27 protein-coding genes are annotated in these 25550 nt (G+C 70.6%); 20 read left to right on the top strand and 7 right to left on the bottom strand.

Annotated features, from left to right (window positions below; translation table 11 throughout):
- Positions 1-94: 94 nt before the first annotated feature.
- Positions 95-538, top strand: a complete 444-nt coding sequence (locus tag EDC34_RS02905) for a DUF6491 family protein (RefSeq protein ID WP_114960129.1) — start codon at positions 95-97, stop codon at positions 536-538.
- Here the strand turns inward: EDC34_RS02905 and EDC34_RS02900 are convergent.
- Genes EDC34_RS02900 through ftsY form a run of 4 tightly spaced genes read right to left on the bottom strand, consistent with a single transcriptional unit; the run spans position 520 to position 4323 of the window.
- Positions 520-789 (bottom strand): oxidative damage protection protein, encoded by a 270-nt coding sequence (locus EDC34_RS02900; RefSeq protein ID WP_114960128.1) that lies wholly within the window; start codon positions 787-789, stop codon positions 520-522. The genes EDC34_RS02905 and EDC34_RS02900 overlap by 19 nt on opposite strands.
- Positions 786-1838 carry an A/G-specific adenine glycosylase gene (gene mutY, locus EDC34_RS02895; protein WP_114960127.1) on the bottom strand — a complete coding sequence of 351 codons (1053 nt, stop codon included), beginning with the start codon at positions 1836-1838 and terminating at the stop codon, positions 786-788. The genes EDC34_RS02900 and mutY overlap by 4 nt, the downstream gene beginning before the upstream one ends.
- On the bottom strand, positions 1835-3106 hold the full coding sequence (locus EDC34_RS02890; protein WP_114960126.1) for a hypothetical protein: 1272 nt from the start codon (positions 3104-3106) through the stop codon (positions 1835-1837). The genes mutY and EDC34_RS02890 overlap by 4 nt, the downstream gene beginning before the upstream one ends.
- The gene (gene ftsY / locus EDC34_RS02885) at positions 3103-4323 is read right to left on the bottom strand and encodes a signal recognition particle-docking protein FtsY (protein WP_425477462.1); all 1221 of its coding nucleotides are present in this window, start codon (positions 4321-4323) and stop codon (positions 3103-3105) included. The genes EDC34_RS02890 and ftsY overlap by 4 nt, the downstream gene beginning before the upstream one ends.
- On the opposite strand from ftsY, the gene rsmD reads away from it, so the two are divergent.
- The 6 genes from rsmD (at position 4228) to EDC34_RS02855 (ending at position 9092) form a co-directional block, all read left to right on the top strand.
- The gene (gene rsmD, locus EDC34_RS12350) at positions 4228-4824 is read left to right on the top strand and encodes a 16S rRNA (guanine(966)-N(2))-methyltransferase RsmD (RefSeq protein ID WP_240311087.1); all 597 of its coding nucleotides are present in this window, start codon (positions 4228-4230) and stop codon (positions 4822-4824) included. The two genes, ftsY and rsmD, sit on opposite strands and share 96 nt — an antisense overlap.
- Before the next feature lie 22 nt (positions 4825-4846).
- Positions 4847-5347, top strand: coding sequence for a pantetheine-phosphate adenylyltransferase (coaD, locus tag EDC34_RS02875; protein WP_114960123.1), 501 nt, complete (start codon positions 4847-4849; stop codon positions 5345-5347).
- Positions 5348-5403: 56 nt separating this feature from the next.
- On the top strand, positions 5404-5892 hold the full coding sequence (locus tag EDC34_RS02870) for a hypothetical protein (RefSeq protein ID WP_114960122.1): 489 nt from the start codon (positions 5404-5406) through the stop codon (positions 5890-5892).
- Between the two features lie 142 nt (positions 5893-6034).
- Positions 6035-7756 carry a gamma-glutamyltransferase gene (gene ggt / locus EDC34_RS02865; RefSeq protein WP_114960121.1) on the top strand — a complete coding sequence of 574 codons (1722 nt, stop codon included), beginning with the start codon at positions 6035-6037 and terminating at the stop codon, positions 7754-7756.
- A gap of 43 nt (positions 7757-7799) precedes the next feature.
- A complete protein-coding gene (locus tag EDC34_RS02860; RefSeq protein WP_114960120.1) occupies positions 7800-8690 on the top strand; it encodes an MBL fold metallo-hydrolase in 891 nt (296 codons plus the stop codon).
- Positions 8691-8699: 9 nt separating this feature from the next.
- Positions 8700-9092, top strand: coding sequence for an MAPEG family protein (locus tag EDC34_RS02855; protein ID WP_114960119.1), 393 nt, complete (start codon positions 8700-8702; stop codon positions 9090-9092).
- 91 nt (positions 9093-9183) lie between these two features.
- On the opposite strand, the gene EDC34_RS02850 is transcribed toward EDC34_RS02855, so the two are convergent.
- On the bottom strand, positions 9184-11127 hold the full coding sequence (locus tag EDC34_RS02850; RefSeq protein WP_162797693.1) for an alpha/beta hydrolase family protein: 1944 nt from the start codon (positions 11125-11127) through the stop codon (positions 9184-9186).
- Between the two features lie 604 nt (positions 11128-11731).
- Entirely contained in the window at positions 11732-13621 is a 1890-nt protein-coding gene (parE, locus tag EDC34_RS02845; RefSeq protein ID WP_114960117.1) for a DNA topoisomerase IV subunit B, read from the bottom strand.
- Between the two features lie 169 nt (positions 13622-13790).
- On the opposite strand from parE, the gene EDC34_RS02840 reads away from it, so the two are divergent.
- The 9 genes from EDC34_RS02840 to truD all read left to right on the top strand — a co-directional run bounded on the left by EDC34_RS02840 (position 13791) and on the right by truD (position 21884).
- On the top strand, positions 13791-14204 hold the full coding sequence (locus EDC34_RS02840) for a globin domain-containing protein (protein ID WP_114960116.1): 414 nt from the start codon (positions 13791-13793) through the stop codon (positions 14202-14204).
- Between the two features lie 72 nt (positions 14205-14276).
- Complete coding sequence (locus tag EDC34_RS02835; RefSeq protein WP_114960115.1) at positions 14277-15308, top strand: glucokinase; 1032 nt, start codon at positions 14277-14279, stop codon at positions 15306-15308.
- Between the two features lie 150 nt (positions 15309-15458).
- On the top strand, positions 15459-17126 hold the full coding sequence (gene pyrG / locus EDC34_RS02830; RefSeq protein ID WP_114960114.1) for a CTP synthase: 1668 nt from the start codon (positions 15459-15461) through the stop codon (positions 17124-17126).
- An 8-nt stretch (positions 17127-17134) separates the two neighbouring features.
- Positions 17135-17968, top strand: a complete 834-nt coding sequence (kdsA, locus tag EDC34_RS02825; protein ID WP_114960113.1) for a 3-deoxy-8-phosphooctulonate synthase — start codon at positions 17135-17137, stop codon at positions 17966-17968.
- A 23-nt stretch (positions 17969-17991) separates the two neighbouring features.
- On the top strand, positions 17992-19284 hold the full coding sequence (eno, locus tag EDC34_RS02820) for a phosphopyruvate hydratase (RefSeq protein ID WP_114960112.1): 1293 nt from the start codon (positions 17992-17994) through the stop codon (positions 19282-19284).
- A 17-nt stretch (positions 19285-19301) separates the two neighbouring features.
- Positions 19302-19637, top strand: a complete 336-nt coding sequence (gene ftsB, locus EDC34_RS02815; protein WP_162797692.1) for a cell division protein FtsB — start codon at positions 19302-19304, stop codon at positions 19635-19637.
- Positions 19634-20320, top strand: a complete 687-nt coding sequence (gene ispD / locus EDC34_RS02810; RefSeq protein WP_114960110.1) for a 2-C-methyl-D-erythritol 4-phosphate cytidylyltransferase — start codon at positions 19634-19636, stop codon at positions 20318-20320. Before ftsB ends, ispD begins: the two co-directional genes overlap by 4 nt.
- Positions 20317-20799, top strand: a complete 483-nt coding sequence (ispF, locus tag EDC34_RS02805; RefSeq protein ID WP_114960109.1) for a 2-C-methyl-D-erythritol 2,4-cyclodiphosphate synthase — start codon at positions 20317-20319, stop codon at positions 20797-20799. The genes ispD and ispF overlap by 4 nt, the downstream gene beginning before the upstream one ends.
- Complete coding sequence (truD, locus tag EDC34_RS02800; protein WP_114960108.1) at positions 20796-21884, top strand: tRNA pseudouridine(13) synthase TruD; 1089 nt, start codon at positions 20796-20798, stop codon at positions 21882-21884. Before ispF ends, truD begins: the two co-directional genes overlap by 4 nt.
- A 64-nt stretch (positions 21885-21948) precedes the next feature.
- Here the strand turns inward: truD and EDC34_RS02795 are convergent, their stop codons facing one another.
- Positions 21949-22512 carry a Smr/MutS family protein gene (locus EDC34_RS02795; protein ID WP_114960182.1) on the bottom strand — a complete coding sequence of 188 codons (564 nt, stop codon included), beginning with the start codon at positions 22510-22512 and terminating at the stop codon, positions 21949-21951.
- Positions 22513-22584: 72 nt separating this feature from the next.
- Here EDC34_RS02795 and surE point away from each other — a divergent pair, with 72 nt between their 5' ends.
- The 4 genes from surE to EDC34_RS02775 are packed head-to-tail and all read left to right on the top strand — an operon-like array spanning position 22585 to position 25464.
- A complete protein-coding gene (surE, locus tag EDC34_RS02790) occupies positions 22585-23373 on the top strand; it encodes a 5'/3'-nucleotidase SurE (RefSeq protein ID WP_114960107.1) in 789 nt (262 codons plus the stop codon).
- Positions 23370-24050, top strand: a complete 681-nt coding sequence (locus EDC34_RS02785) for a protein-L-isoaspartate(D-aspartate) O-methyltransferase (protein ID WP_162797691.1) — start codon at positions 23370-23372, stop codon at positions 24048-24050. Before surE ends, EDC34_RS02785 begins: the two co-directional genes overlap by 4 nt.
- Positions 24050-24664: a YqaA family protein gene (locus EDC34_RS02780; RefSeq protein ID WP_114960106.1), complete on the top strand. Its 615-nt coding sequence runs from the start codon at positions 24050-24052 to the stop codon at positions 24662-24664. The genes EDC34_RS02785 and EDC34_RS02780 overlap by 1 nt, the downstream gene beginning before the upstream one ends.
- A gap of 8 nt (positions 24665-24672) precedes the next feature.
- The gene (locus EDC34_RS02775) at positions 24673-25464 is read left to right on the top strand and encodes a peptidoglycan DD-metalloendopeptidase family protein (protein WP_114960180.1); all 792 of its coding nucleotides are present in this window, start codon (positions 24673-24675) and stop codon (positions 25462-25464) included.
- Positions 25465-25550 lie beyond the last annotated feature (86 nt).

The raw sequence follows: 25550 nt of genomic DNA, 5'->3' as shown, positions 1-25550 counted from the left end.
GCGGGGTGAACATGGGCAGGGCGCGCGCGACTGGCTAAGCTTGGGTTGCGGCAGGCGCGCGGATGATGCCTGCAGGCCACCACGGAGTCGTGCGATGAACGCCATCACTGCCAAGTCCCTGCCCGTTGCCATGATCGCCGCGCTGGTCTTGTCCGGTTGCGCCACTGCGCGGATCGACGATGGCCAGCGCCTGGCGCTGTACCAGGCGCATGCCGGCGCGCCGGTGTCGCAGGTGCGCTACTACGACCCGATCGGCTGGGAGCGCGTGGATGGCCAGCACGTCGCGCTGCAAATGCGGCCGAACGAGACCTGGCTGCTGACGCTGTCGGGGCCGTGCCTGGATTGGGCCGGCGGGTCGCCGTTCCTGAAGGTGGTGTCCAGCGACGGCATGACCCTGTCCACGTTCGATCGGGTGCAGGTGCCGGGCGGTCCGATGAGCTGCCAGATCCGCGAGATCCGCCCGCTCGATGCCAAGGCGGTGCGCGCCGCGGAGAACGCGCAGCGCGCGCAGGCGAAGGCTCAGGCCTCCGGCACGTAGCCGGCGGGCTTGTCGGCGCCGCCGCCGAACAGGAACTTGGCCATCTCGCCTTCGAGGAAGGCGCGGTGCTGCGGGTTCAGCGGCGACAGCCGGTTTTCGTTGATCAGCATGGTCTGGTGTGCCAGCCAGCGCTGCCAGGCCGGCTTGCCGACGGTCTCGAACACGCGCCGGCCGAGCTCGCCGGGCCACGGCGGGAAGTCCAGGCCGTCGGTGTCGATCCCGTCCACCACGCAATGCACTTGGCGGGTCATGCGGTTTGCTCCTGCAGAAGTTTGCGAATGGGGGCGGGCAGGCCGATCGCGGAAAGCTCCGCGCGGCGAGCCCAGCGCAGGCCGTCATTATCAGCGATGCGCGGCTTGAGGCCCTCGACGCGCGCGCGCAGCGGGTGCAGGCGTAGGCGGTAGTGGCTGAAGGCATGTTCGATCGGGAGCAGCGCCTGCGTTGCGCTGGCATCGCCGCGCAGGTGGTCGCAGAACCAGGCGCGTGCCTGCGCCGCATCGTCCAGCTGCGGCAGCGACCACAGCCCGGCCCAGACCCCGGTGGGCGGGCGCCGCTGCAGCAGCACGCGGCCCTCGCCATCCTCGGCCAGCAGCAGGTGCGCTTCGCGCTGCGGCAACGGCTTGCCCGGCTTGGGCGCAGGCAGGTCGGCGATGCGACCGTCGCGCCGCGCAACGCAAACGTCCTGCAGCGGGCACAGCGCGCAGGCGGGATTGGCGCGGGTGCACAACGTGGCGCCGAAATCCATCTGCGCCTGGGTCCAGTCGGCCAGCCGCGTGGGCGGCAGCAGGGATTCGGCGATCGCCCACAGGCGCTTCTCCACCACCGGCTGGCCCGGCCAGCCTTCGATGCCGAACACCCGGCACAGCACGCGCTTGACGTTGCCGTCGAGGATCGGTGCGGGATCGCCCCAGGCCTGGGCGAGGATCGCTCCGGCCGTGCTGCGGCCGATGCCGGGCAGCGCGATGAGTGCATCGAGGTCGTGCGGCAGCTCGCCGCCGTGGCGCTCCAGGCACAGCTTTGCGGCGGTATGCAGGTGGCGGGCGCGGGCGTAGTAGCCCAGGCCCGACCATAGCGCGAGGACCTCGTCCTGCGGCGCGCGCGCCAGTGCCGGCAGGTCGGGCAGGGCGGCGACGAAGCGCTCGAAATAGCCCGCCACCACCGATACCTGCGTCTGCTGCAGCATGATCTCGCTCAGCCACACCCGGTACGGCGTGCGCGGGTGCTGCCAGGGCAGGTCGTGGCGGCCGTGGCGATCGAACCACGCCAGCAGGTGCGCGGTGATGTCGGGTGCGGCGCTCATGGCGCGTCGTCGATTTGCACTTGCACCCCGTCCAGCGTCACCCCGTCCAGCACCAGATGCGGGGTGGTCAGGGTGCCGGCCAGTGGCGGCAACGGCGAGCCGCTACCGCCAGCGTCCAGCCACGCCAGCATCTCGGGGAGGCGGAAGCCCGCCTCCAGCGCGGTGGCGTCGCGGCGCAGGGTGAGGCGGGCCGGGCCGGAGGCATCCGGCGCGCCGTCGTAGGCGAGGGTGAAGCTTAGCGGCGTGGAGGACGCGTGCAGCGGTGCCGGCAGTGGCGGCCAGCCCGGCGGCCAGGCGGCGATCTCACCGGTCAGCTGCAGGCGCAGGCGCGCGCCCAGGCGGAGGCTGCCGCGCGCGCTGGCCCGTGGCACCTGAGGATCGCCTTCCAGCACCACGCTGGCCGGTACGAAGCGCCAGCGGGCATCGTTGAAGGCCATCGGCGCGGCTAGCCCGAGCCGGAACGCGGTGCTGCCGCCGGCCGACTGGTAGCGCGCATCCAGCCCCAGCCGCACCGGCTGCATCAGCGCCGAATCGCGCCCGATCCGCAGCGGCCCGGCCAGGAACACCTGCGCCGGCATCCGCCAGCCCTCGCCCGAAAACTCCAGGCGGCCGCGCGCGGAGAGCTGCGCCGGCTGCCGCTCCAGCAGCCGCTGCGGGGTATCCAGCGAAAGCGCGAGCGCGGCCGGCAGGGTGAACGTGCCTGCGGCGTAGCGGCCGCGCACGTTAAGGTGCAGCACCTGGCGCGGATGCAGCGCGGGCAGGTCGATGGCCAGCGCCTCGATCCGCCAGTCGTCGTTGTCGATCCGCCCGTCGCGCACGCGCAGGCCAGCGACGAGGGTGGGCAGCCGGGTCTCGCCGGGTGGCCGCCCGGCCAGCCAATGCTGCAGCGCCGGCAGGTCCAGCACCGGGGCGTCCAGCTCGATCCGTTGCACGGTGAGGTCGGTGCCGCGGGTGCGCAGGGTGCGCCACGGCAGCGCGACGAACACGCGGCGCGCGCGCAGCAGGGCACGGGCGGCGCCAGGTTCGCGCGCGACCAGCCCGCGCAGTTCCAGCTGCGGGGTGCCGCGCAGGCGGTAGTCGAAGCCGTCGGCCTCAAGATCCAGCGCCAGCGCATCGCCGGCCAGCGCCAGCAGGGCGCGTCCGGCGCGCGGGGCCGGGGCCAGCCAGGCCATGAGCAGTAGCAGCAGGGCCAGCGCCAGCACGATGGCCAGTGCCGCCAGCCGCAGCCACCGGCGCGGGCGCGGGCCGGCGGGCAGCGCCGCGCTCACCCGCCCAGCGACTCCGGCAGCAGCGCGTCCACGAACGCCTCGGCGTCGAATTCGCGCAGGTCCTCCGGGCGTTCGCCGATGCCGGCGTAGCGGATCGGGATGCCGAACTCGCGCGCCAGTGCGAACACCACGCCGCCCTTGGCGGTGCCATCCAGCTTGGTCACCACCAGGCCGGTGACCGGCAGCTTCTCGCTGAACTTGCGCACCTGGTTGATCGCGTTCTGGCCGGTGGTGCCATCGATCACCATCAGCACCTCGTGCGGCGCTTCCGGGTCGAGCTTGCGCAGGACGCGCGCGACCTTCGCCAGCTCGTCCATCAGCCCGCCCTGGGTGTGCAGGCGGCCGGCGGTGTCGGCGATCAGCACGTCGATGCCGCGCGCGCGCGCCGCCTGCAGGGCATCGAACGCGACCGAGGCGGCATCCGCGTTCTGGCCCTGCGCCACCACCGCGACCCCGTTGCGCTCGCCCCAGGCCTGCAGCTGCGCGACCGCGGCGGCGCGGAAGGTGTCGCCGGCGGCCAGCATCAGGCTGCGGCCTTCGTCCTTGTAGCGGCGCGCGAGCTTGCCGATGGTGGTGGTCTTGCCGGCGCCGTTGACGCCGACCGTGAGCAGCACGAAGGGCTTCTTCGCCGGATCGATGCGCAGCGGGCGCGCCACCGGCCGCAGCAGCGCCACCAGTTCGGCGCGCAGCGCGGACAGCAGGGCATTGGCGTCGGCGAACTCGCGCGCCTGCATGCGCTTGCGCAGGCCTTCCACCAGCGCGCTGCTGGCGGTCACGCCGACATCGGCGGTGAGCAGGGCGGTCTCGATCTCGTCCAGCAGGTCGTCGTCCAGGCGCGGGTTGCGCGAGAACAGGCCGCTGAAGGTGCGGGCGAAGGCGCTGCCGCGCAGGCGCTGCCGCCAGCCGGATTTGCCGGCGGCGGCAGGGGCGGGCAGCTCGGCCTCGGCAGCGGGCGCGGCGGGGGCGGGAACATCGGCCGCGGCCGGGACGGCGGGCGGCGCGGGCGTCTCCGGCGGAGGCGTTTGCGGGTCGGGTTGCTTGCGGCGGAACCAGCTGACCATGAGGCCGGGGGAATAGCGGAGAATGGCGCGCATGGTAGCACCCGCCCTTGCCCCTTCCCGATGAACCGCGCCCGCGCAAACCCTTCCGTGGCGCGGCCCGGCAGCGTCCGCATCATCGCCGGGCAGTGGCGCGGCACGCGCCTGCCGGTGCCGGATCGCCCCGGGCTGCGGCCCACCTCCGACCGCGTGCGCGAGACCCTGTTCAACTGGCTGCAGCCGGTGCTGCCGGGGGCACGCGTGCTGGACCTGTTCGCCGGCAGCGGCGCGCTGGGGCTGGAGGCCGCCTCGCGCGGGGCCGCGCACGTGCAGCTGGTGGAGGCCGAGCCGTCGCTGGCGCAGGCGCTGGCGGGCACCGCCGCGCGGCTGGACCCGCAGCGCCGGGTGGCGGTGCACCAGGGCGATGCGCTGGCGTTCCTGCGCGCGCATGCCGGTGCCCCGTTCGACATCGCCTTCGTGGATCCGCCGTTCGCCGCCGGACTGTGGCCGGCGGTGCTGGAACTGCTGCCGGCGCGGCTGGCGGCGCAGGCCTGGCTGTACGTGGAGAGTCCGGCCGATCAGGCACTGGAGCTGCCCGCGGAGTGGGCACTGCATCGCGAAAACCACACCCGCCAGGTGCGCTATGCGCTGTACCGGCGCGGTACACTGGGGCAATCCTGAACAGCGGCGGTTCGACGACGACATGAGCGTGGCGGCACGCACCGCGGTCTATCCCGGCACCTTCGACCCGATCACCAATGGCCACCTGGACCTGGTGGACCGGGCCGCGCCGCTGTTCGAACGCCTGGTGGTCGGGGTGGCGGCCAGCCCGTCGAAAGGGCCGGCGCTACCGCTGGAACTGCGGGTGGGGCTGGCGCGGCAGGCGCTGGGCCACCACGCCAACGTGGAAGTGCGCGGCTTCGACTGCCTGCTGGCGCACTTCGTGCGCGACATCGGCGCCGGCGTGCTGCTGCGCGGCCTGCGCGCGGTGTCCGACTTCGAATACGAATTCCAGATGGCGAGCATGAACCGCCACCTGATCCCGGAGGTTGAAACGCTGTTTTTGACCCCGGCCGAGCAATACGGCTTCATTTCGTCGTCGCTGGTGCGCGAGATCTCGCGCCTCGGCGGCGATGTCTCCGGCTTCGTCCCGCCCGCGGTCGCGGCGGCGCTCGAGGCCCACTGGCGTGGCCGGGCCACATGAGCCAGGCCGCCGCCACCGCTGCATCCACATCCACTGCCACGCCCGGGGGAAAGCCCATGAACCTGTTGTCCCGTTTGCTCGTCGTCGCCTGCCTGGTGCTGCCGTTCACCGCCTGCAAGAAGGAAGAAGCCCCGCAGGCGCAGGCGCAGGTCGCGCCGCCGCTGCCCACCAGCAGCGAACAGAAGGACTGGAAGCCCTACCTGGAATACAAGCTCACCCCGCACATGGGCGGCATCACCAGCAGCCCCTACGTGTATTTCCTGCCGAAGGCCGATACCGAAGATTTCGACGGCAAGTACCAGCGCCAGCTGGAGAAGCTGCAGACCGACCTCGGCCGCGGCATGACCGAGGGCGTGATGCTGGTGTTCGCCTCGCCGGCGCCGGAGAAGGAAGTCGAGATGATCGAGGCCGCCTTCAAGGACGTGCCCCAGGGCAGCATGAAGGGCGTCAAGGTGGTCTTCATCGGCACCCCGATCCTGGGCGAGCGGGTGAAGGCCGCGGTCGAGCCGGCCGGCGTCAGCTACATCTTCGAAGAAGCCAAGTAAGCCGGCAGCAACCGTCCGCCGCGGGCCCGCCCCGCGACGGACGCAGGCGCAGGGCCGACGCCGGTGCGCGCCGTCCATCGCCACTCCGGCGCGCCGCCCCGGCGGCCGCCGTCTTGCCCGTGGTACCGCAAGGAGTGAACGCATGAACCGCATCGCCTGGCTGCTCTTGGCCTTCCTGCTTCCGCTGGCGGCTGCCGCCGGCCCGGCCGCGCCCGCCGCGCATCCGCCCGGCGCCGCGGTGGCCTCCGCGCACCATCTGGCCACCGAGGCCGGGATCGAAATCCTGCGCCAGGGCGGCAATGCGTTCGACGCCGCGGTGGCGGTGTCCGGCGTGCTGTCGGTGGTGGAACCGATCAGCTCCGGCCTGGGCGGCGGCGGCATGTGGCTGCTGCACGATGCCAAGAGCGGGCGCGACGTGTTCGTGGACGGGCGCGAGACCGCCCCGGCCGCGGCCACCCCGGACAAATTCCTCGATGCCAAGGGCAACCTCGACCCGCAGCGGTCGCAAAACGGCCCGTGGTCGGCCGGCATCCCCGGCCTGCCGGCGATGCTGGTGCACGTGGCCGAGAAATACGGCCGCCTGCCGCTGAAGCAGAGCCTGGCCCCGGCCATCCGGATCGCCCGCGAGGGGTTCCCGGTGTATGCGCGGATGGCCAACGGCTACGCGGTCAAGCGCCAGGTGATGGACCGCTATCCCGGCACCCGCGCGGTGTTCTCGCCGGGCGGCAAGCCGATCCGCGAGGGCGATGTCTTCCGCCAGCCGGACCTGGCCGCCACACTCGAGCGCCTCGCCGCGCAGGGCTTCGACGGCTTCTACCGCGGCACCACCGCCAAGCGCCTGGTCGCGGGCGTGAACGCCGCGGGCGGGCAATGGACGCTGGAGGAGCTGGCCGCCTATCGGATCAAGGAGCGCGAGCCGATCCACTTCCGCTACCACGACTGGAACATCACCACCGCGCCGCCGCCGTCCTCGGGCGGGATCGCGCTGGCGCAGATGCTGCAGATCCTCGCGCCCTACGACCTCAAGGCCATGCCCGAGGCCGAGCGCGTGCACATGGTGGTGGAGTCGATGCGGCGCGCGTTCCGCGACCGCACCTTCTACCTGGGCGATCCGGATTTCGTGAAGATCCCGCAGCGGCTGCTGCTGTCGCCCGACTACGCCGCCGGCCTGCGCGCGGGCATCGACCCCGACAAGGCCACCCCCAGCAACCTGCTGTCGGGCCAGCCGACCCCGCTGGAAGACGAGGAGACCACCCACTTCTCGATCATCGACGCCGACGGCAACCGGGTGGCCGCCACCCAGACCGTGAACCTGCTGTTCGGCTCCGGCCTGGTGCCGCCCGGCACCGGGGTGCTGCTGAACGACGAGATGGACGACTTCGCGCTCAAGCCCGGCACGCCCAATGCGTTCGGGGTGATGGGCTACGAGGCCAACGCGCCCAAGCCGGGCAAGCGTATGCTCAGCTCGATGACGCCCACTTTCATGGAGTCCCGCGACAAGGTGGTGGTGCTGGGGACGCCGGGTGGCAGCCGCATCATCACGATGGTGCTGCTGGGCATCCTTGGCTATGACGCCGGGTTGGAAGCGCCGCAGGTCGCCGCGCTGCCGCGCTACCACCACCAGTGGCTGCCGGATGTGATCGACGCCGAGCCCAAGGCGATCTCCGCCGAGGCCGCGCAGGCATTGCAGGCGATGGGGCATACCATCGAGCTGCCGCCGGATCGCGCCGAGGGCGGACGCGGCTCCAGCCATGTCTGGGGCAATCTGCAGACGGTGGAGTGGGATCGCCGCGCCAACGTCATGCGCGGCGGCAGCGACCCGCGCAATCCGGAAGGCAAGGCCGCGGTACTGGCGCAGCCCTGACCGGCGCGCGCCATCCCCGCGCCACCGCGCAGGAGGCATCCCCATGAAACTCTGGTCCCTGCTGGGAAATTCGCAGAAGCTCGATGGCGGCGCGATGTTCGGCAACGCGCCCAAGGCGCTGTGGGCGCGCTGGATGGCGGTGGACGCCGACAACCGCATCGACCTGGCCTGCCGCGCGCTGCTGGCCAGCCCGCTGAACGGCAAGACCGTGCTGTTCGAGACCGGCATCGGCGCGTTCTTCCCGCCGCCGCTGCGCGAGCGCTACGGCGTGGTGGAAGGCCGCCACGTGCTGCTGGATTCGCTCGCCGCGGCCGGGTTCTCGCACGAGGACATCGATGTGGTGGTGCTCAGCCACCTGCATTTCGACCACGCCGGCGGGCTGCTCGCGCCGTGGGCGGAGGGCCGAGCGCCGGAACTGCTGTTCCCGAACGCCACCTTCGTGGTCGGCCGCGACCACTTCGAGCGCGCGCGCCATCCGCACCCGCGCGACCGCGCCAGCTTCATTCCGGAACTGCCCGCGCTGCTGGAGGCCAGCGGCCGGCTGGAACTGGTGGACGGCGACCACAGCGCTGCGCTGGGCGAGGCCGTACGCTTCCACCACAGCGACGGCCACACGCCGGGACTGCTGCTGGCCGAGATCGTCGGCCCGGAAACGGTGGACGGGCAGCCGCACGGCGGCGTGGTGTTCTGCGCCGACCTGATCCCGGGCCGGCCATGGGTGCACGTGCCGATCACCATGGGCTACGACCGCAACCCCGAGCTGCTGATCGACGAGAAGCGCGCCTTCCTCGAGGACAAGCTGGCCCGCGACGTGCGCCTGTTCTTCACCCACGATCCCGGCTGCGCGCTGGCGCAGGTGGTGCGCGACGACAAGGGCCGCTTCGCCACCGCGCACGAATACCCCGAACTGCACGCCCGCCCGCTGGCGGCCTGAGGAATCGCGATGCCCCGGATCACCCTGCTCATCACCGGCCTGCACGTGCTGCTGATGCTGGTGCTGCTGGCGCGCATCTCGCAGGTGCGGCACGCGCGCGGCATCGGCCTCGGCGACGGCGGCGATCCGGACCTGGTGCGGCGCATCCGCGTGCACGGCAATTTCGTCGAGCACGCGCCGATCGCCCTGCTGCTGCTCGCCCTGCTGGAGCTTTGCGGCCTGCCCTCGGGCTGGGTCTGGGGCTTCGGCGCCGCCCTGCTGCTGGGCCGCGTGCTGCACGCGCAGGGCCTCTCGCGCCGCAGCGGCCACTCCTTCGGCCGCTTCTGGGGCACCGCCCTGACCTGGCTGGTGCTGCTGGTCATGGCTCTTGCCGGGGTGTGGCTGGCGCTGCGCCAGGGGTGAAGCTGAGCCGCCCTGGCTGCAGGACTACAGATGCAAGAAGGGGCGGCTCGCGCCGCCCCCTCCGATATGCGCGGTGGTTCCAGCCCCGCGCTCAATTGCCTGCAGGCGCTGCGCCCTGGCCGATGTATTTGCCCAGGAAAGCTTCTATGCGGCGATAGAATTCAGCGCGGTTCTTGGGGTCGACGAAGCCATGGCCTTCGCCGTCCACGACGAACGATTCGACGGATTTTCCTTGCGCCTTCAGGGCTGCTTCCATGACCTTGAACTGATTGAAGTCAGCGGTCTTGTCGTTGCGGCCATGGGCCAGCAACACGGGTACCTGTATCTCGCTGGCGCGTTGTACCGGAGATACTTTGGCTAGCGCGTCCATGTCGGTGCCGAGAGTCCGATCGAGGAAGCGGAGGGACCGCTTGGAAATGCCCTGGTTCTTGTCCGTCTTGCGCATCAGAGGAAGATCGTAAACGCCTACGTAGCCGATCCCACACTTGTACATGCCAGGGTTGAGGATTGGCTGGATCAGCGCGGTGTATCCGCCGAAGCTGCCGCCGAAAGTACAGATGCGGGCAGGATCGGCTAGCTTGTTGGCAATGGCCCAGCGCACCCCGTCGGTGATGTCATCCTGGATCTTGGTGCCCCAGCCCTGCCAGCCGCTGCGCTGGAACTCTTCGCCGCGCCCGCCGGAGCCCCGGTAGTTGACTTGGAGCACGGCATAACCACGGCTGGCGAGGAACTGCACGTATTCGTCGAAGCCCCATCTGTCATAGATGCCAAAAGGCCCACCGTGCGCCATCACGACCATGGGCTTCGGTCCATCGCCCTTGGCAGTATAAAAGCCGAATATCTTCTGGCCGCCGCGGTTGGTGAACTCAATGGGGCGGGTCTGCGCCATCGACTCGGGCTTCAACCACGGCTTGTAATCGATGATCTTCTGCACTTGCCTGGTCGTGCGGTCATAGATGTAGTAGCTGCCCAGGTCGCGGTCCGACCAGGTGGAGAACAGCACCTTGTTGCCGTCGCGGCTGAAGCCAGTGAAAGACACCATGTAGCCCGGAAAAGCGGCCATAAGTCCCGCATGCAGCTTGGCCCACTCCGAATTCGGGTCGATGTATTGGAGTGCCGGTTTCGCGGCATCGTAGGTCACCGCGAACGGAATTCCATCAAGGCCGGAATAGAGGAATCCGCTGACGGCGACATCGGGATCGCCGGCGAGCTTGGTGCGCGTTCCCGCTTGGAGGTCGATCTTGTACGCTTGTGCCGGCTCCAGCGCATCGGTCACCAGCGCATAGACAGTGTTGCCGTCGGGCGCGAACCTGGCCGAGTAAAGCATCCGCCCTGCGATCGACTTCGGTAAGGGCTCCCAAGCGCCGCCTTTGTTCTTGCGATAAGCCAGCACTGGCTCGTCATTTTCGTCCCAGGTGGTCCTGAAGCGTGGTTCGCCGCTATTGTCGAACTGGTAGGACGCAAGCCCGCTGCTGCGTTCGATCTCCTTGCGCTCGCCAGTGAGGGTGTTCACCCTGAATATCGTGGTGCCTGGCTCCTCGCCACAGTCCCAGCAAGTGAAATCCACCAGCGCCATGCCGGGTTCATCGTGCAGCACTTTGGCGATGACCGACCAACCGCGATCCTTGCGCTTGCCGCGCTTGGTCTGGTTGTCGGGAACGAAGCCGAACAGGACGTCCTGGTTCTTGGCGTGGATGTCGGTGGTGTATAGCTCGCCCTGCGAGACCGGTCGCGCCTTCAGGGGTTCCATTGCGGCGCGTGACACCACCAGCTGGTCATCCGCCGTCCAATAAATGTCCGAGACGTGCTGCTGCCGGCCGAACCGCATGATCTGTGATTTTCCGGTGGACAGCCGCGTCACTTCCAGGGTCGTTTCCATTCCATCGGCCGAAGGCACGGCAAAGGCAATGTATTCGCCGGAAGGCGATAGCTCCACTTCCCATGCTTCTGGGCGCTTGGTGAATTCTTCGGCCGGTATCGATTGTGCCTGCGCTGCGGGTGCAAGAATGGTCATCGCAGCCAAGATCGTGAACATAAAACGACGCATGAACTTTCCCCGAGTTAAAACAATCCCTGCTTGCGAGGATAACCGCAGACCCCAGGCTGCAGCTAGGACTTGAATTCCTCGGCCTGAAGGAGGGGCGGAGGTCATCGTCGCGATAACGAGCAAAAGAGGCGTCTTCCAGCTCACACCTCAAGCATCGCCAGGTCGCTCTTCTGATCCAGCCGCGCCGCGGGGGATCATCCGCCGCAATGACGGTGGCGCTGTCGCGACGGCCGAGGGCAATGGCTCGCCGGGCTCAGACTTCGAGGGTCGCCAGGTCGCCCTTCTGCTCCAGCCGCGCCGCGGGGGATCACCCGCCGCAATGACGGTGGCGCCGTCGCGACGGCCGAGGGCAGTGACTCGCCGGGCTCAGACCTCGAGCGTCGCCAGGTCGCCCTTCTGCTCCAGCCGCGCCGCGGGGGATCATCCGCGGCAATGACGGTGGCGCTGTCGCGACGGCCGAGGGCAGTGGCTCGCCGGGCTCAGACCTCGAGCGTCGCCAGGTCGCCCTTCTGCTCCAGCCGCGCCGCGGGGGATCATCCGCGGCAATGACGGTGGCGCCGTCGCGACGGCCGAGGGCAATGGCTCGCCGGGCTCAGACTTCGAGGGTCGCCAGATCGCCCTTCTGCTCCAGCCAGGCTTTGCGATCGGCAGCGCGTTTCTTGGCCAGCAGCATGTCCATCAGCCCGTGCGTGGCGGCATCGTCGTCCACGGTCAGCTGCACCAGGCGGCGGGTGTCCACGTGCATGGTGGATTCGCGCAGCTGCTGCGGGTTCATCTCGCCCAGGCCCTTGAAGCGGGTGACGTTGACCGGGCCCTTGAGCTTCTCGCGCTGGATCTTCTCCAGCAGCAGACGCTTTTCCTCCTCGTCCAGCGCGTAGAACACCTGCTTGCCCACGTCCACCCGGAACAGCGGCGGCATCGCCACGAACACGTGGCCGGCGCGCACCAGCGCGGGGAAGTGTTTGAGGAACAGCGCGCTGAGCAGGGTGGCGATGTGCAACCCGTCGGAATCGGCGTCGGCCAGGATGATGATCTTGCCGTAGCGCAGGCCGGAGATATCGTCCTTGCCGGGGTCGCAGCCGATCGCCACTGCCAGGTCATGCACTTCCTGCGAGGCCAGCACCTGGCCGGAGGCGACTTCCCAGGTATTGAGGATCTTGCCGCGCAGCGGCAGGATGGCCTGGAACTCCTTGTCGCGCGCCTGCTTGGCGCTGCCGCCGGCGGAATCGCCCTCGACCAGGAACAGCTCGGTGCGTGAGAGATCCTGGCTGATGCAGTCGGCCAGCTTGCCGGGCAGGGCCGGGCCCTGGGTCACCTTCTTGCGGACGATCTGCTTTTCCGTTTTCAGGCGTGCCGCGGCGCGCTCGATGGCCAGCTGCGCGATCTTCTCGCCGAGCTCGACATGCTGGTTCAGCCACAGCGAGAACGCGTCGTGTGCGGCGCCTTCCACGAACCCAGCGGCCTGGCGCGAGGACAGGCGCTCCTTGGTCTGGCCGGAGAACTGCGGGTCGGTCATCTTCAGCGACAGCACGAAGCTGACGCGATCCCACACGTCCTCGGGCGCCAGCTTGACGCCGCGCGGCAGCAGGTTGCGGAAGTCGCAGAACTCGCGCAGCGCCTCGGTGAAGCCGGTGCGCAGCCCGTTGACGTGGGTGCCGTGCTGGGCGGTGGGGATCAGGTTGACGTAGCTCTCTTGCACCAGCTCGCCCTCTGGCACCCAGGCCACCGCCCAGTCCACGATTTCGGTGTCCTTCTTCAGCGAGCCGACGAACAGCTCCGGCGGCAGCAGCTCGCGGCCTTCGAGCTCGCCTTTGAGGTAGTCGCGCAGGCCGTCCTCGTAATGCCACTGCACGCGCTCGCCGCTGGCCTCGTCGAACAGGGAGACGGTCAGCCCCGGGCACAGCACGGCCTTGGCGCGAAGCAGGTGCTTGAGCGCGCGCAGGTTGAACTTCGGGGTGTCGAAGTACTTCGGGTCCGGCCAGAAGCGCAGGCGGGTGCCGGTGTTTTTCTTGCCAACGCTGCCGACGATCTCCAGCTCCGATGCGCGCTCGCCGTTGGCGAACGCCATGTGGTATTCGTTGCCGTCGCGTTTGATGAAGACATCGACCCTCGATGACAGCGCGTTGACCACGCTCACGCCCACGCCGTGCAGGCCGCCGCTGAAGGTGTAGTTCTTGTTGCTGAACTTGCCGCCCGCGTGCAGGCGGGTGAGGATCAGCTCGACCCCGGGGATCTTCTCCTCCGGGTGGATGTCCACCGGCATTCCGCGGCCATCGTCGGCCACCTCGCAGCTGCCGTCGGCATGCAGGGTCACCTCGATGCCCTTCGCGTGCCCGGCCAGCGCCTCGTCCACTGCGTTGTCGATCACTTCCTGCGCCAGGTGGTTGGGGCGGCTGGTGTCGGTGTACATGCCGGGCCGGCGCTTGACCGGGTCCAGGCCGGAGAGGACTTCGATGTCGGCGGCGTTGTAGCGGGTGTTCATGCGTGCTGACTGCGTGGGGACGGTGCAGGATGGGCGGGCCGCCCGGCGTGGTCAAGGTGGACGGCGGCCGCGAACCGTGGCACGCAAGGCGCCGGATTTGCGCCAGATCAACGCCTGCATGGCCGGTGGACGCGACCATGCCGCGCGTTCCCCACCACGGAGGCCGGCGATGGCCGACCAGTACGAAGACCTGCAGCAGAGCTACGGCCGCTGCCTGCGCGACAAGCGCTTCATCGAACGTTTCTACGAGGTGTTCATGGCCAGCCATCCGGCGATCCCGCCGATGTTCGCCAGGACCGACTTCGGCGCCCAGCGCGTGGCGCTGCGGCGCGGTATCAGCGTGGCGATCCTGCACGCGGCCGGCAGCGGGCTGTCGCGGCGGACCACCGAGCAGATGGCCGACGTGCACGCCCGCCACGGCCGCGCGCCGGTTGATCCGGCGCTGTACCCGTACTGGATCGACAGCCTGCTTGCGGTCATCGCGGAGACCGACCCGGAGGCCACGCCGGCCCTGCTGGCGCGTTGGCGCACGGCGATGGGCGTGGTCTGCGCCACCTTCACCGAACGTTACCCCGGCCACTGAGGCCGGTCCGCCCGGGGCGATCGCCTACAATCCGGCCGAATCGCCGTTCGGCGCGGTTCTTCGGAGCAAGGGATGGCGGCAGGCACGGGCGAGACGTTGGCACGGGGCGCAGGCGGAGCCGCAGCGCCGCACGCCCTGCGCGTGCTCGCGGCCGACGTCGGCGGCACCTATGCGCGGCTGGGCCTGGTGGATCTTGCGGACGATGGGTTCCGCGTCGGCTTCCACCGCCGCTACGCATGCGCGGCCTTCGCCAGCCTGGCGGCGGTGCTGCGCCAGTTTCGCCACGAGGCCGAGGCGGCGGGCGAGCGTGACATCCCGAAGGTCTGCGTGGTGGCCATTGCCGGCGTATTGCAGGGCGATGCCCTGCTCAACGGCAATCTGGCCTGGCCGGTATCGCTGGCGGCGACCCGGCGCGATGCCGGCATCGCGCAACTGCATCTGGTCAACGATTTCGAGGCGCTGGCGTGGGCGCTGCCGCGCATTCCGCGGGCGCAGTTCCAGCCGCTGGGAGATGCGCGCGGCCTGCCGCTGCCGGTCCTGCTGCTGGGTCCGGGCACCGGGCTGGGCGCCGCGCTGCTGGTGGAGCACGCGGGGCGGCTGATCGTGCAGCCCAGCGAGGCGGGGCAGGCCGCGCTGGCGGCGGGCACGCCGCTCGAGCTGGAGGTCGTAGGCTTGTTGCAGGCGCGTTTGGGCCATGTGGCCAGCGAGCGGGTGTTCTCCGGGCCCGGGCTGGTGACGCTATACCAGGCGCTGGGCACGCTGCGCGGTGTGCCGACGCGCTGGCAGGCGCCGGCCGAGGTGGTGGCGGCAGCGGACGGCGGACAGGACCCGCTCGCCGCCGAGGCATTGAGCCTGCTGTGCGGCTGGCTGGGCAGCTTCGCCGGCGACCTGGCGCTGGTCTTCCGCGCGCGCTCGGTGTGCTTGGCGGGCGGCCTCACCGGGCATTTGCTGCAACACCTGCGCGATGGCGCGTTCATGCGGCGTTTCCTCGACAAGGGCGTGCTGTCCGACACCCTGCGCCAGGTCCCGGTGCACGCGTTGGAGCACGGCGACCTCGGCCTGGTCGGGGCCGCAGCCTGGCTCGCGGCGCAGCCGCGCGCCTGAGGCGGGCGGCGTCTGCCCCGTCGGCGGAGCCGCTGGCAGCCCGCTTTGTGTATCCGGATCAATGGCTTAAGCCTGCGCAGCGTGGCGGGCGCCGTGCACGCGCCCGGGGCTTGCCGCTAGAATGTGCATTTCCAGCGCCGCGCTGCCGACATGACTTCCCCAGCCTCCCATACGCCCCTCCTCTTCGTGACCGGGGGCGTGGTGTCCTCGCTTGGCAAGGGCATCGCCGCCGCCTCGCTCGCGGCCATCCTCGAAGCCCGTGGCCTGCGGGTCACGATGATGAAGCTCGATCCCTACCTCAACGTCGATCCGGGCACGATGAGCCCGTTCCAGCACGGCGAGGTCTATGTCACCGACGATGGCGCCGAGACCGACCTCGACCTCGGCCACTACGAGCGCTTCGTCAATACCCGTCTGTCCGGGCGCAATTCCATCACCACCGGCAAGATCTATGACACGGTGATCCGCAAGGAACGCCGCGGCGATTACCTGGGCGGCACGGTGCAGGTGATCCCGCACGTCACCGACCAGATCAAGCATTGCATCGACGCCGCCACCGCCGGCTTCGACGTGGGCATCGTGGAGATCGGCGGCACCGTGGGCGACATCGAATCGCTGCCGTTCCTCGAGGCCATCCGCCAGCTGCGCATCGAGCGCGGCGCGGACAAGGCGATGTTCATGCACCTGACCCTGGTGCCCTATATCGCCGCCGCCGGCGAGCTCAAGACCAAGCCCACCCAGCACTCGGTGAAGGAGCTGCGCGGCATCGGCATCCAGCCGGACGTGTTGATGTGCCGCAGCGAGAAGCCGCTGCCAGAGGGGGAGCGCCGCAAGATCGCGCTGTTCACCAACGTGCCGGAGAAGGCGGTGGTGTCGGCGATCGACCTCGACAATATCCACAAGATCCCGCGCTGGCTGCATGCGCAGGCGCTGGACCAGATCGTGGTCGAGCAGCTGCGCCTGCAGGACAAGGCGCGCGCGGCAGACCTGTCGGAATGGGACGCGGTGGTGGATGCCGCCGAGCACCCGGACGACGAGGTGACGATCGCGGTGGTCGGCAAGTACATCGACCACAAGGACGCCTACAAGTCGGTGGCCGAGGCGCTGAAGCACGGCGGCCTGCGCCAGCGCACGCGGGTGAACCTGAAGTGGCTGGAGGCCGGCGACGTCGAGCGCGAGGGTGCGGCCGCGCTGCTGGCCGACGTGGACGGCGTGCTGGTGCCGGGCGGGTTCGGCGACCGCGGCTTCGAAGGCAAGGTGCTGACCTCGCAGTACGCGCGCGCCACCGGGCTGCCGTATTTCGGCATTTGCTACGGCATGCAGGCGGCGGTAGTGGACATGGCCCGCCACGAGGCCGGGCTGGCCGGCGCCAACAGCACCGAGAACGACCGCAACACCGCGCATCCGGTGATCGGCCTGATCACCGAATGGCGCACCCAGAGCGGTGAGGTCGAGCGTCGCAGCGAGGATTCCGACCTCGGCGGCACCATGCGCCTGGGCTTGCAGGAGCAGCGCATCAAGCCGGGCACGCTGGCGCACGCGCTGTACGGCAAGGACGTGGTCGCCGAGCGCCATCGCCACCGCTACGAATTCAACAACCGCTACCGCACCCAGCTGGAGGCCGCCGGCCTGGTGATTTCTGCCGTGTCCATGGATGATCTGCTGGTGGAGATGGTGGAGCTGCCGCAGGCCGTGCATCCGTGGTTCCTGGCCTGCCAGGCGCATCCCGAGTTCCTGTCCACGCCGCGCAGCGGGCATCCGCTGTTCATCGGCTTCATCCGCGCCGCCCGCGAACGCCGGGCGGGCAAGCAGAAGTGAGCGCATCCATGGATCTTTGTGGCTTCAAGGTCGGGCTGGACCAACCGCTGTTCCTGATCGCCGGCCCCTGCGTGGTCGAGAGCGAGCAGCTGCAGATCGACGTGGCGGGGCAGCTGAAGGAGATCACCGGCAAGCTCGGGATCCACTTCATCTTCAAGTCCAGCTTCGACAAGGCCAACCGCACCTCGCTGCACAGCTTCCGCGGCCCGGGCATGGAGGAGGGCCTGCGCGTGCTGGCCGAGGTCAAGCGCCAGCTGGGCGTGCCGGTGCTCACCGACGTGCACGAGTACACCCCGATGGACGAGGTGGCCGCGGTGGTGGACGTGCTGCAGACGCCGGCGTTCCTGGTGCGCCAGACCGATTTCATCCGCAAGGTCTGCGAGGCTGGCAAGCCGGTCAACATCAAGAAGGGCCAGTTCCTGTCGCCCTGGGACATGAAGCCGGTGGTGGAGAAGGCCAGGTCCACCGGCAACACCCAGATCATGGTCTGCGAGCGCGGCGCCAGCTTTGGCTACAACAACCTGGTCAGCGACATGCGCAGCCTCGCGGTGATGCGCGACACCGGCTGCCCGGTGGTGTTCGATGCCACCCATTCGGTGCAGCTGCCGGGCGGGCAGGGTACGAGCTCGGGCGGCCAGCGCGAGTTCGTGCCGGTGCTGGCACGCGCGGCGGTCGCCGTGGGCGTGTCCGGCCTGTTCATGGAAACCCATCCCGACCCCAGCAAGGCACTGTCCGACGGCCCCAACGCCTGGCCGCTGGGCAAGATGGAAGCGCTGCTGGAAACCCTGCTGGAACTGGACGCGGCGACCAAACGCGGCGGCTTCCTGGAACAGACCCTCTGAACATCCCTGGACGATCCAACACGATGACCACGATCACCCGCATCCACGCCCGCGAGATCCTCGACAGTCGCGGCAACCCCACCCTCGAGGCGGAAGTGACCCTGGCCGATGGCAGCTTCGGCCGCGCCGCGGTGCCCTCGGGCGCGTCCACCGGCACCCGCGAGGCGGTGGAACTGCGCGATGGCGACAAGACCCGCTACGGCGGCAAGGGCGTCTTGAAGGCGGTGGGCAACGTCAACGGCGCGATCGCTGCGGCGCTGGCCGGCTTCGATGCTGCCGACCAGGCCGGGCTGGACAAGCGCCTGATCGACCTCGACGGCACCGAGAACAAGGGGCGGCTGGGCGCGAACGCGCTGCTGGGCGTGTCGATGGCGGCCGCGCATGCGGTGGCGGCCTCGCGCAAGCAGGCGCTGTGGCAGTCCCTGGCCAGCATGACCGGTGCGACGCCGATGCTGCCGGTGCCGATGATGAACATCATCAACGGCGGCGCGCACGCCGACAACAACGTGGACCTGCAGGAGTTCATGATCCTGCCGGTCGGCTTCGACCGCTTCTCCGAGGCACTGCGTGCCGGCGCCGAGGTGTTCCACGCGCTCAAGAGCGTGCTGAAAGGGCGCGGGCTGTCCACCGCGGTCGGCGACGAGGGCGGCTTCGCGCCCGACCTGCGCAGCAACGAGGAAGCGCTGGAGACCATCCTCGAGGCGATCGGCAAGGCCGGCTACAAGGCCGGCGAGGACATCGCGCTGGGCCTGGACGCCGCCGCCAGCGAGTTCTTCGAGAACGGCAAGTACCAGCTGACCGGCGAGGGCAAGCGCCTGTCGGCCGAGCAGATGGTCGAGTTCCTCGAAGGCTGGGTGCGCCAGTACCCGATCGTCAGCATCGAGGACGGCATGGCCGAGCAGGACGCGGCCGGCTGGAAGCTGCTCACCCAGCGCCTTGGCGCCCAGGTGCAACTGGTGGGCGACGACAATTTCGTCACCAATCCGCGCATCTTCCGCCAGGGCATCGCCGATGGCATCGCCAACGCGATCCTGATCAAGGTCAACCAGATCGGCACCCTGAGCGAGACGCTGGAGGCCATCGCGATGGCGCAGGCGGCCGGGTATGCCGCGGTCGTCTCGCACCGCTCCGGCGAAACCGAGGACACCACCATCGCCGACATCGCGGTGGCCACCACCGCGACCCAGATCAAGACCGGCTCGCTGTGCCGCAGCGACCGCGTGGCCAAGTACAACCAGCTGCTGCGGATCGAGGAGCAGCTGGGCACCGCGGCGCGCTATGCCGGGCGCGAGGCGTTCGTGTCCCTGCGGCGCTGAAGGCGGCCGGGGCGGCGGTGAAACCCATGCGCTGGCTGCTGTTGGGTCTGCTGCTGTTGCTGGCGGCGCTGCAGTACAAGCTGTGGTATGGCAGTGGTGGCCAGCGCGACGTAGCCGCGCTCAAGGCGCAGGTCGCCGCGCAGGCGGCCGAGAATGCGCGCCTGCAGGCGCGCAACGATGCGCTGGCGGCGGAGGTGGCCGACCTCAAGGGCGGCGGCGAGGCGGTGGAGGAGCGCGCGCGCGTCGAGCTGGGCATGGTCAAGCCCGGCGAGACGTTCTACCGGGTGATCGACCGCCCGGCGTCGGCCGCGCCGGCGCAGCCGCCTGCGCATGAAGAGGAGCCTTCGCAATGAGCTGGGCGCTGATCCCGGCCGCCGGACGCGGCCTGCGCTTCGGTGGTGCGCGTCCCAAGCAGTACCTCGAGGTCGCCGGCAAGCCGCTGCTCGCGCACGCAATGGATGCGCTACTGGCGCATCCGCAGGTGGAGGGTGCGGTGATCGCGCTGGCGGCGGATGATCCCTACTGGCCTGGCTGGACCACGCGCCAGGGCAAGCCGGTGATCACCTGCACCGGCGGCGGCGAGCGCGCCGATTCGGTGCTGGCCGCGCTTGAGGCACTGCCTGCGAGCGTCGCCGACGATGCGCTGCTGCTGGTGCACGATGCCGCGCGTCCCAACCTGCACGCGGATGACATCGGCAGGCTGATCGCGGCCGCCGAGGCCTGCGCGGAGGGTGCCATCCTCGCCGCGCCGGTGCGCGACACCCTCAAGCGCGCGGACGGCGATGGCCGGATCGCGGCCACCGAGCCGCGCGAGCGCTTGTGGCGCGCGCTGACCCCGCAGGCGTTCCGCCGCGACCTGCTCCGGCGTGCGCTGCTGGCGGCGCGCGCGGACGGCGTGGTGGCCACCGACGAGGCGATGGCGGTCGAACGCCTGGGCCTGCGCCCGCGGCTGGTGGAAGGTCGCGAGGACAACCTGAAAGTGACCACTCCGGCGGATCTCGCGCTGGCGGCCTTCCTGCTGGAGAACCGCGAATGACCGACATCCGCATCGGCCAGGGCTTCGACGTGCATGCCTTCGGCGCGGGCGACCACGTGATGCTGGGCGGCGTGCGCATCCCGCACGATCGCGGCGTGCTGGCGCATTCCGATGGCGATGTCGCGCTGCATGCGCTGTGCGATGCCATGCTCGGCGCGCTGGCGTTGGGCGACATCGGCCGCCATTTCCCGCCGTCGGACGCGCGCTGGAAGGACGCCGACAGCCGCGCCTTCGTCCGCCACTGCGATGCGCTGCTGCGCGCGCGCGGCTGGCGGGTGGGCAATTGCGACATCACCGTGGTCTGCGAGGCGCCCAAGGTCGGCCCGCATGCGCAGGCGATGCGCGAGGCGATCGCCGCCGACCTCGGCATCGATACCGATGCGGTCAGCGTCAAGGCCACGACCAGCGAGCGGCTTGGCTTCACCGGCCGCGGCGAGGGCATCGCCGCGCAGGCGGTGTGCCTGCTGGTGCGCGCGTGAGCGGTGCCGGACAGCCGGCGGAGGCCGCGCGCGACCCGTTGCCGCGCGCGCACGGCGCGCCGGTGCTCGCTGCGCGCATGCGCAGCACGCCCGCGGACTTCTTCGTGGAGGAGCTGCCCGGGTTCGCGCCCAGCGGGGCCGGCGAGCACCTGCTGCTGACGGTCGAGAAACGCGGCATGAACACCGCGTTCGCCGCGCGCCGGATCGCGCAGTGGGCGGGTGTGGCGGAGTCTGCGGTGGGCTATGCCGGGATGAAGGACCGCCACGCCGTCACCCGCCAGCGCTTCAGCGTGTGGCTGCCGAAGAAGCAGGCGCCCGACCTGGCCGCGCTCGAGAGCGATGATCTGCGCGTGCTGGCGCATGTCTGGCATGCGCGCAAGCTGCCGCGCGGCGCGCTGGCCGGCAACCGCTTCGTGCTGGTGCTGCGGCAGGTCGCGGGCGCGCGCGCGGCGATCGAGGCGCGGCTGCAGGCGCTGGCCGCGCGTGGGTTGCCCAACTACGTCGGAGAGCAGCGCTTCGGGCGCGGCGGCGGCAACGTGCAGCAGGCGGTGGCGATGTTCGCCGGGCGCCGGGTCAAGCGCGAGGAGCGCGCGCTGCTGCTGTCGGCGGCGCGCTCGGAACTGTTCAACCGGGTGCTGGCGGCGCGGGTCGCGCAGGACTGCTGGGACCGCCCGCTGGAAGGCGAGGTGTGGCTGCTGGATGGCCGCCGCAGCGTGTTCGGGCCGGAACCGTTCACGCCGGAGTTGCAGGCGCGGCTGGAGGCGTTCGACATCCATCCCAGCGGCCCGCTGTGGGGCGCGGGCGAACTGCGCAGCACCGATGCGGCGCGCACCCTGGAGCTGGCCGCGCTGGAGGGCGAGACCGCCGCCCGCCTGCGGCGCGGGTTGGAACAGGCGGGCCTCACCCAGGAACGCCGCGCTCTGCGCCTGCGCCCGCAAGACCTGGCCTGGGACTGGCCGGCGGAGGATGTCCTGGAATTGCGCTTCGCGCTGCCGCCCGGCGGCTATGCGACGACCGTGCTGCGCGAGCTGGGCGAAGTCGTGGACGCGGCCGCGCCATCGGCATCGACCGAGGCATCGGTCTAGCGGGCGCGTCGTCATCCTCATTGCGCCGAAGCGGGGCGCCGCGCATCGAGCAGACCGTGGGCCTTCAGCGCTTCTCCAGCAGCACCAGCACCGCGCCGGTGCCGCCCTGTGCGGCCGGCGGGGAATGGAAGGCGAGCACGTCGCCGCGCTGGCGCAACAGGCGGTCCACCAGGTTCTTCAGCACCGGCAGGCGTTCCTCCGAATTACGGCCCTTGCCGTGCACGATCCGCACGCAGGCCACGCCGTGCATGCGGCAGTCGCGCAGGAAGGCGCGCAGCAGGGCCTCCGCAGTGCGCGCGGGCAGGCCGTGCAGGTCCAGTTCCTCCTGCGCCGCATAGCCGCCGCGCGCCAGCGTCTTCAGCACCCGCGGCGGCACGTCCTCGCGCCGGTAGGCCAGCACGTCGCCGGCTTCCAGCGCCGACACCAGCAGCTGGCGGAACTCCTGCCGCGCGGCATCCTCGTCGCGGCGGGCCATCCGGGCCGCGGGCTTCGGCCTCGGCGGCGCGGGTGGCGGCGGTGCGGGCGGCAGCGGACGCACCCGGCCGGCATCGGCGCCGATCGCGGCGCGGAACAGGCTGGCGTCGTCCTCGGCGGCAGCCGGATCGTCGGCGGGCGGGGCCTTGCGCATGCGCCACAGGGTACCGCGAAGCGCGCCGGGCATCCGGTATCATGCCCGCATGCACATCGTTCCAATGCCGTGATGCGGGTCCTGGTCAGCAACGACGATGGCGTCGATGCCCCCGGCATCCACGCCCTGGCCCAGGGCCTGCGCGATGCCGGCCACGACGTGGTGGTGGTGGCGCCCGACCGCGACCGCAGCGGCGCCAGCAATTCGCTGACGCTGGACGCGCCGATCCGGGTGCTGCGCATGGACGACCGCACCTGGAAGGTGTACGGCACGCCCACCGACTGCGTGCACGTGGCGGTCACCGGGATGCTGGAGGCGCTCGGGCTGGAGCCTGACATCGTGGTGTCCGGCATCAACAACACCGCCAACCTGGGCGACGACGTGATCTACTCGGGCACGGTGGCAGCGGCGATGGAAGGGCGCTTCCTCGGCCTGCCGTCGGTGGCGGTGTCGCTAGTGACCGAGGACCATCGCGGCCGCCATTACGCCAGCGCCGCGCGCGCCGCGGTGGAGATCGTCGAGCGCCTGCGCCGCGATCCGCTGCCGGCCAGCACCATCCTCAACGTCAACGTGCCGGATCTGCCCTGGAACGAGATCCGCGGCTTCGAGACCAGCCGCCTGGGCCATCGCCACCGCGCCGAGCCGTGCACGCCGCAGCAGGACCCGCGCGGCCGCCAGTGGTGGTGGATCGGCGCCGCCGGCGACGAGCAGGACGCCGGCCCGGGCACCGACTTCCACGCGGTGCGCAGCGGCCATATCGCGATCACCCCGATCCACGTGGACCTCACCCGCTACCAGGCGCTGGAGCAGGTGGCCGGCTGGGTGGGCGGATTGGCTGCGGCGCTGGAGGCGCGCCCGTGATCGCGCGCCTGCGCCTGCAGCCGGCCGACGTCGGCATGGGCCTGACCGGGCAGCGCGTGCGCGACCGCCTGATCGAGGACCTGCGCGCCGGCGGGATCGCCGACGAGCGCGTGCTGAACGCCATCCGCACCGTGCCGCGCCACCAGTTCGTGGACGAGGCGCTGGCCAGCCGTGCCTACGAGAACAACGCGCTGCCGATCGGGCATGGGCAGACCATCTCGCAGCCGTACGTGGTGGCGAAGATGACCGAGGCCCTGCTGCGCGATGGCAGCCCGCAGCGGGTGCTGGAAGTCGGCACCGGCTCCGGTTACCAGGCCGCGGTGCTGGCCGCGCTGGGGCTGGACGTGTTCACGGTGGAGCGCATCGGCGACCTGCTGCGCACCGCGCGCAAGCGGTTCCGCGCGCTTGGCCTGCACGTGCGCAGCAAGCACGACGACGGTCGCATCGGCTGGCCGGAGCAGGCCCCGTTCGATGCCATCATCGTCACCGCCGCCGCCCCCGCGCTGGTGGACGCGCTGCTGGAGCAGCTCGCCCCCGGCGGCGTGCTGGTGGCCCCGGTCGGCGCGACCGGCGCGCAGACCCTGCTGCGCCTGCGCAAGGAGGCCGATGGTGGCATCACGCGCGAGGAACTGGGCGCGGTGGTATTCGTTCCGCTGCTGTCGGGGATGATCGACTGATGCGCCTGTTCGGTCCGTTGTACCAGCGCGCGCTGGCCTGGTCCCGGCATCCGAAGGCGCCCGCGCTGCTGGGCGGGCTCAGCTTCGTCGAAGCCATCGTGTTCCCGGTGATGCCCGAAGTGATGCTGGCGCCGATGTGCCTGGCGCAGCCGCGGCGTGCGTTCCGCTTCGCCGGGATCAGCCTGCTGGGCTCGCTGCTGGGCGCGGTGGTCGGCTACCTGCTGGGCCATTACGCCTACGAACTGGTGAAGCCGGCGCTGGCTGCCCTGGGCTGGCTGGAGCGGATCGATGCCCAGGTCGAGGACCTGCGCGCGATCGTCGCGCATTCGCCGTGGCAGGCGTTCTGGCTGCTGGTGCTGGCCGGGTTCACCCCGATCCCGCTGAAGATCTTCACTTGGGCCAGCGGCGTGGTCGGCGTGCCGCTGCTGCCGTTCCTGGCCGCGATGCTGGTCGGGCGCGGCAAGCGCGTGTACCTGCTGGCGCTGGTGATCCGGCTCGGCGGCGAGCGCGCCGAGCGCGCGCTGCACCGTTGGATCGAACACATCGGCTGGGCGGCGCTGATGCTGCTGGCGGCGCTGGCCGGGTGGTTGCTCCTGCGCGGGCATGCGGCATGATGGCGGGCATGATCCCGCTGCGAATCCCCGCGCTGCTGCTGGTGGCCGCGCTCGCCGGCACCGGTTGCAGCCATACCCGGGTGGTGAAGCCGCCACGCGATGCCGCCCCCGGCAGGACGGTCGGCGCGCCCGCGCCGGCGGTGCAGGCCTCGCAGCCCAAGTACGGCGCGACCGTGGTGGTGCAGCGCGGGCAGACGGTGTACCGGATCGCCACCGAGAACGGCATCACCCCGCTGGACCTGGCGCTGTGGAACGACATTGTGCCGCCCTACACGATCTATCCCGGGCAGCGCCTGCGCCTGTATCCGCGCGATGGAAGCGTGGCCTCCGGCCCGGCGCCCGCGCCATCCACCGGCACGCGTCCGCCGCCTGCATCCGTGCCCGCTCCCGCGCCCGCGCCCTCTCCTGCACCCGCGCCGGTCGCCAGCAGCCTGGCCTGGCAGTGGCCGGCGCAGGGCAGCGTGGTCGGCACCTATGCCGCGGGCGATCCCACCCGCCAGGGCGTGGATATCGCCGGCAATGCCGGCCAGCCGGTGCGCGCCGCCGCCGACGGCGTGGTGGTGTACTCCGGCTCCGGGCTGGTGGGCTACGGCGAGCTGATCATCGTCAAGCACAACGACCAGTGGCTGTCGGCCTACGGCCACAACCGCGCGCGCCTGGTCAACGAGGGCGCGCTGGTCAAGGCCGGCCAGCAGATCGCGGAAATGGGCCGCAGCGGCGCTACCCGCGACATGCTGCACTTCGAGATCCGCTATAACGGCAAGCCGGTCGATCCGCTCCAGTACCTACCCAGGCGCTGAGGGCTCCATGCGCTGCTGCGGCGGCGGATCCCCGGCCCGATGCGAATACGCATCGGGCGCGCGCAGGCGTGCAGTCCTGCGGACTG

The sequence above is a fragment of the Thermomonas haemolytica genome (genome assembly GCF_004346265.1).
GTDB classification, from domain to species: domain Bacteria; phylum Pseudomonadota; class Gammaproteobacteria; order Xanthomonadales; family Xanthomonadaceae; genus Thermomonas; species Thermomonas haemolytica.
This window is presented reverse-complemented; position numbering and strand designations above follow the sequence as displayed.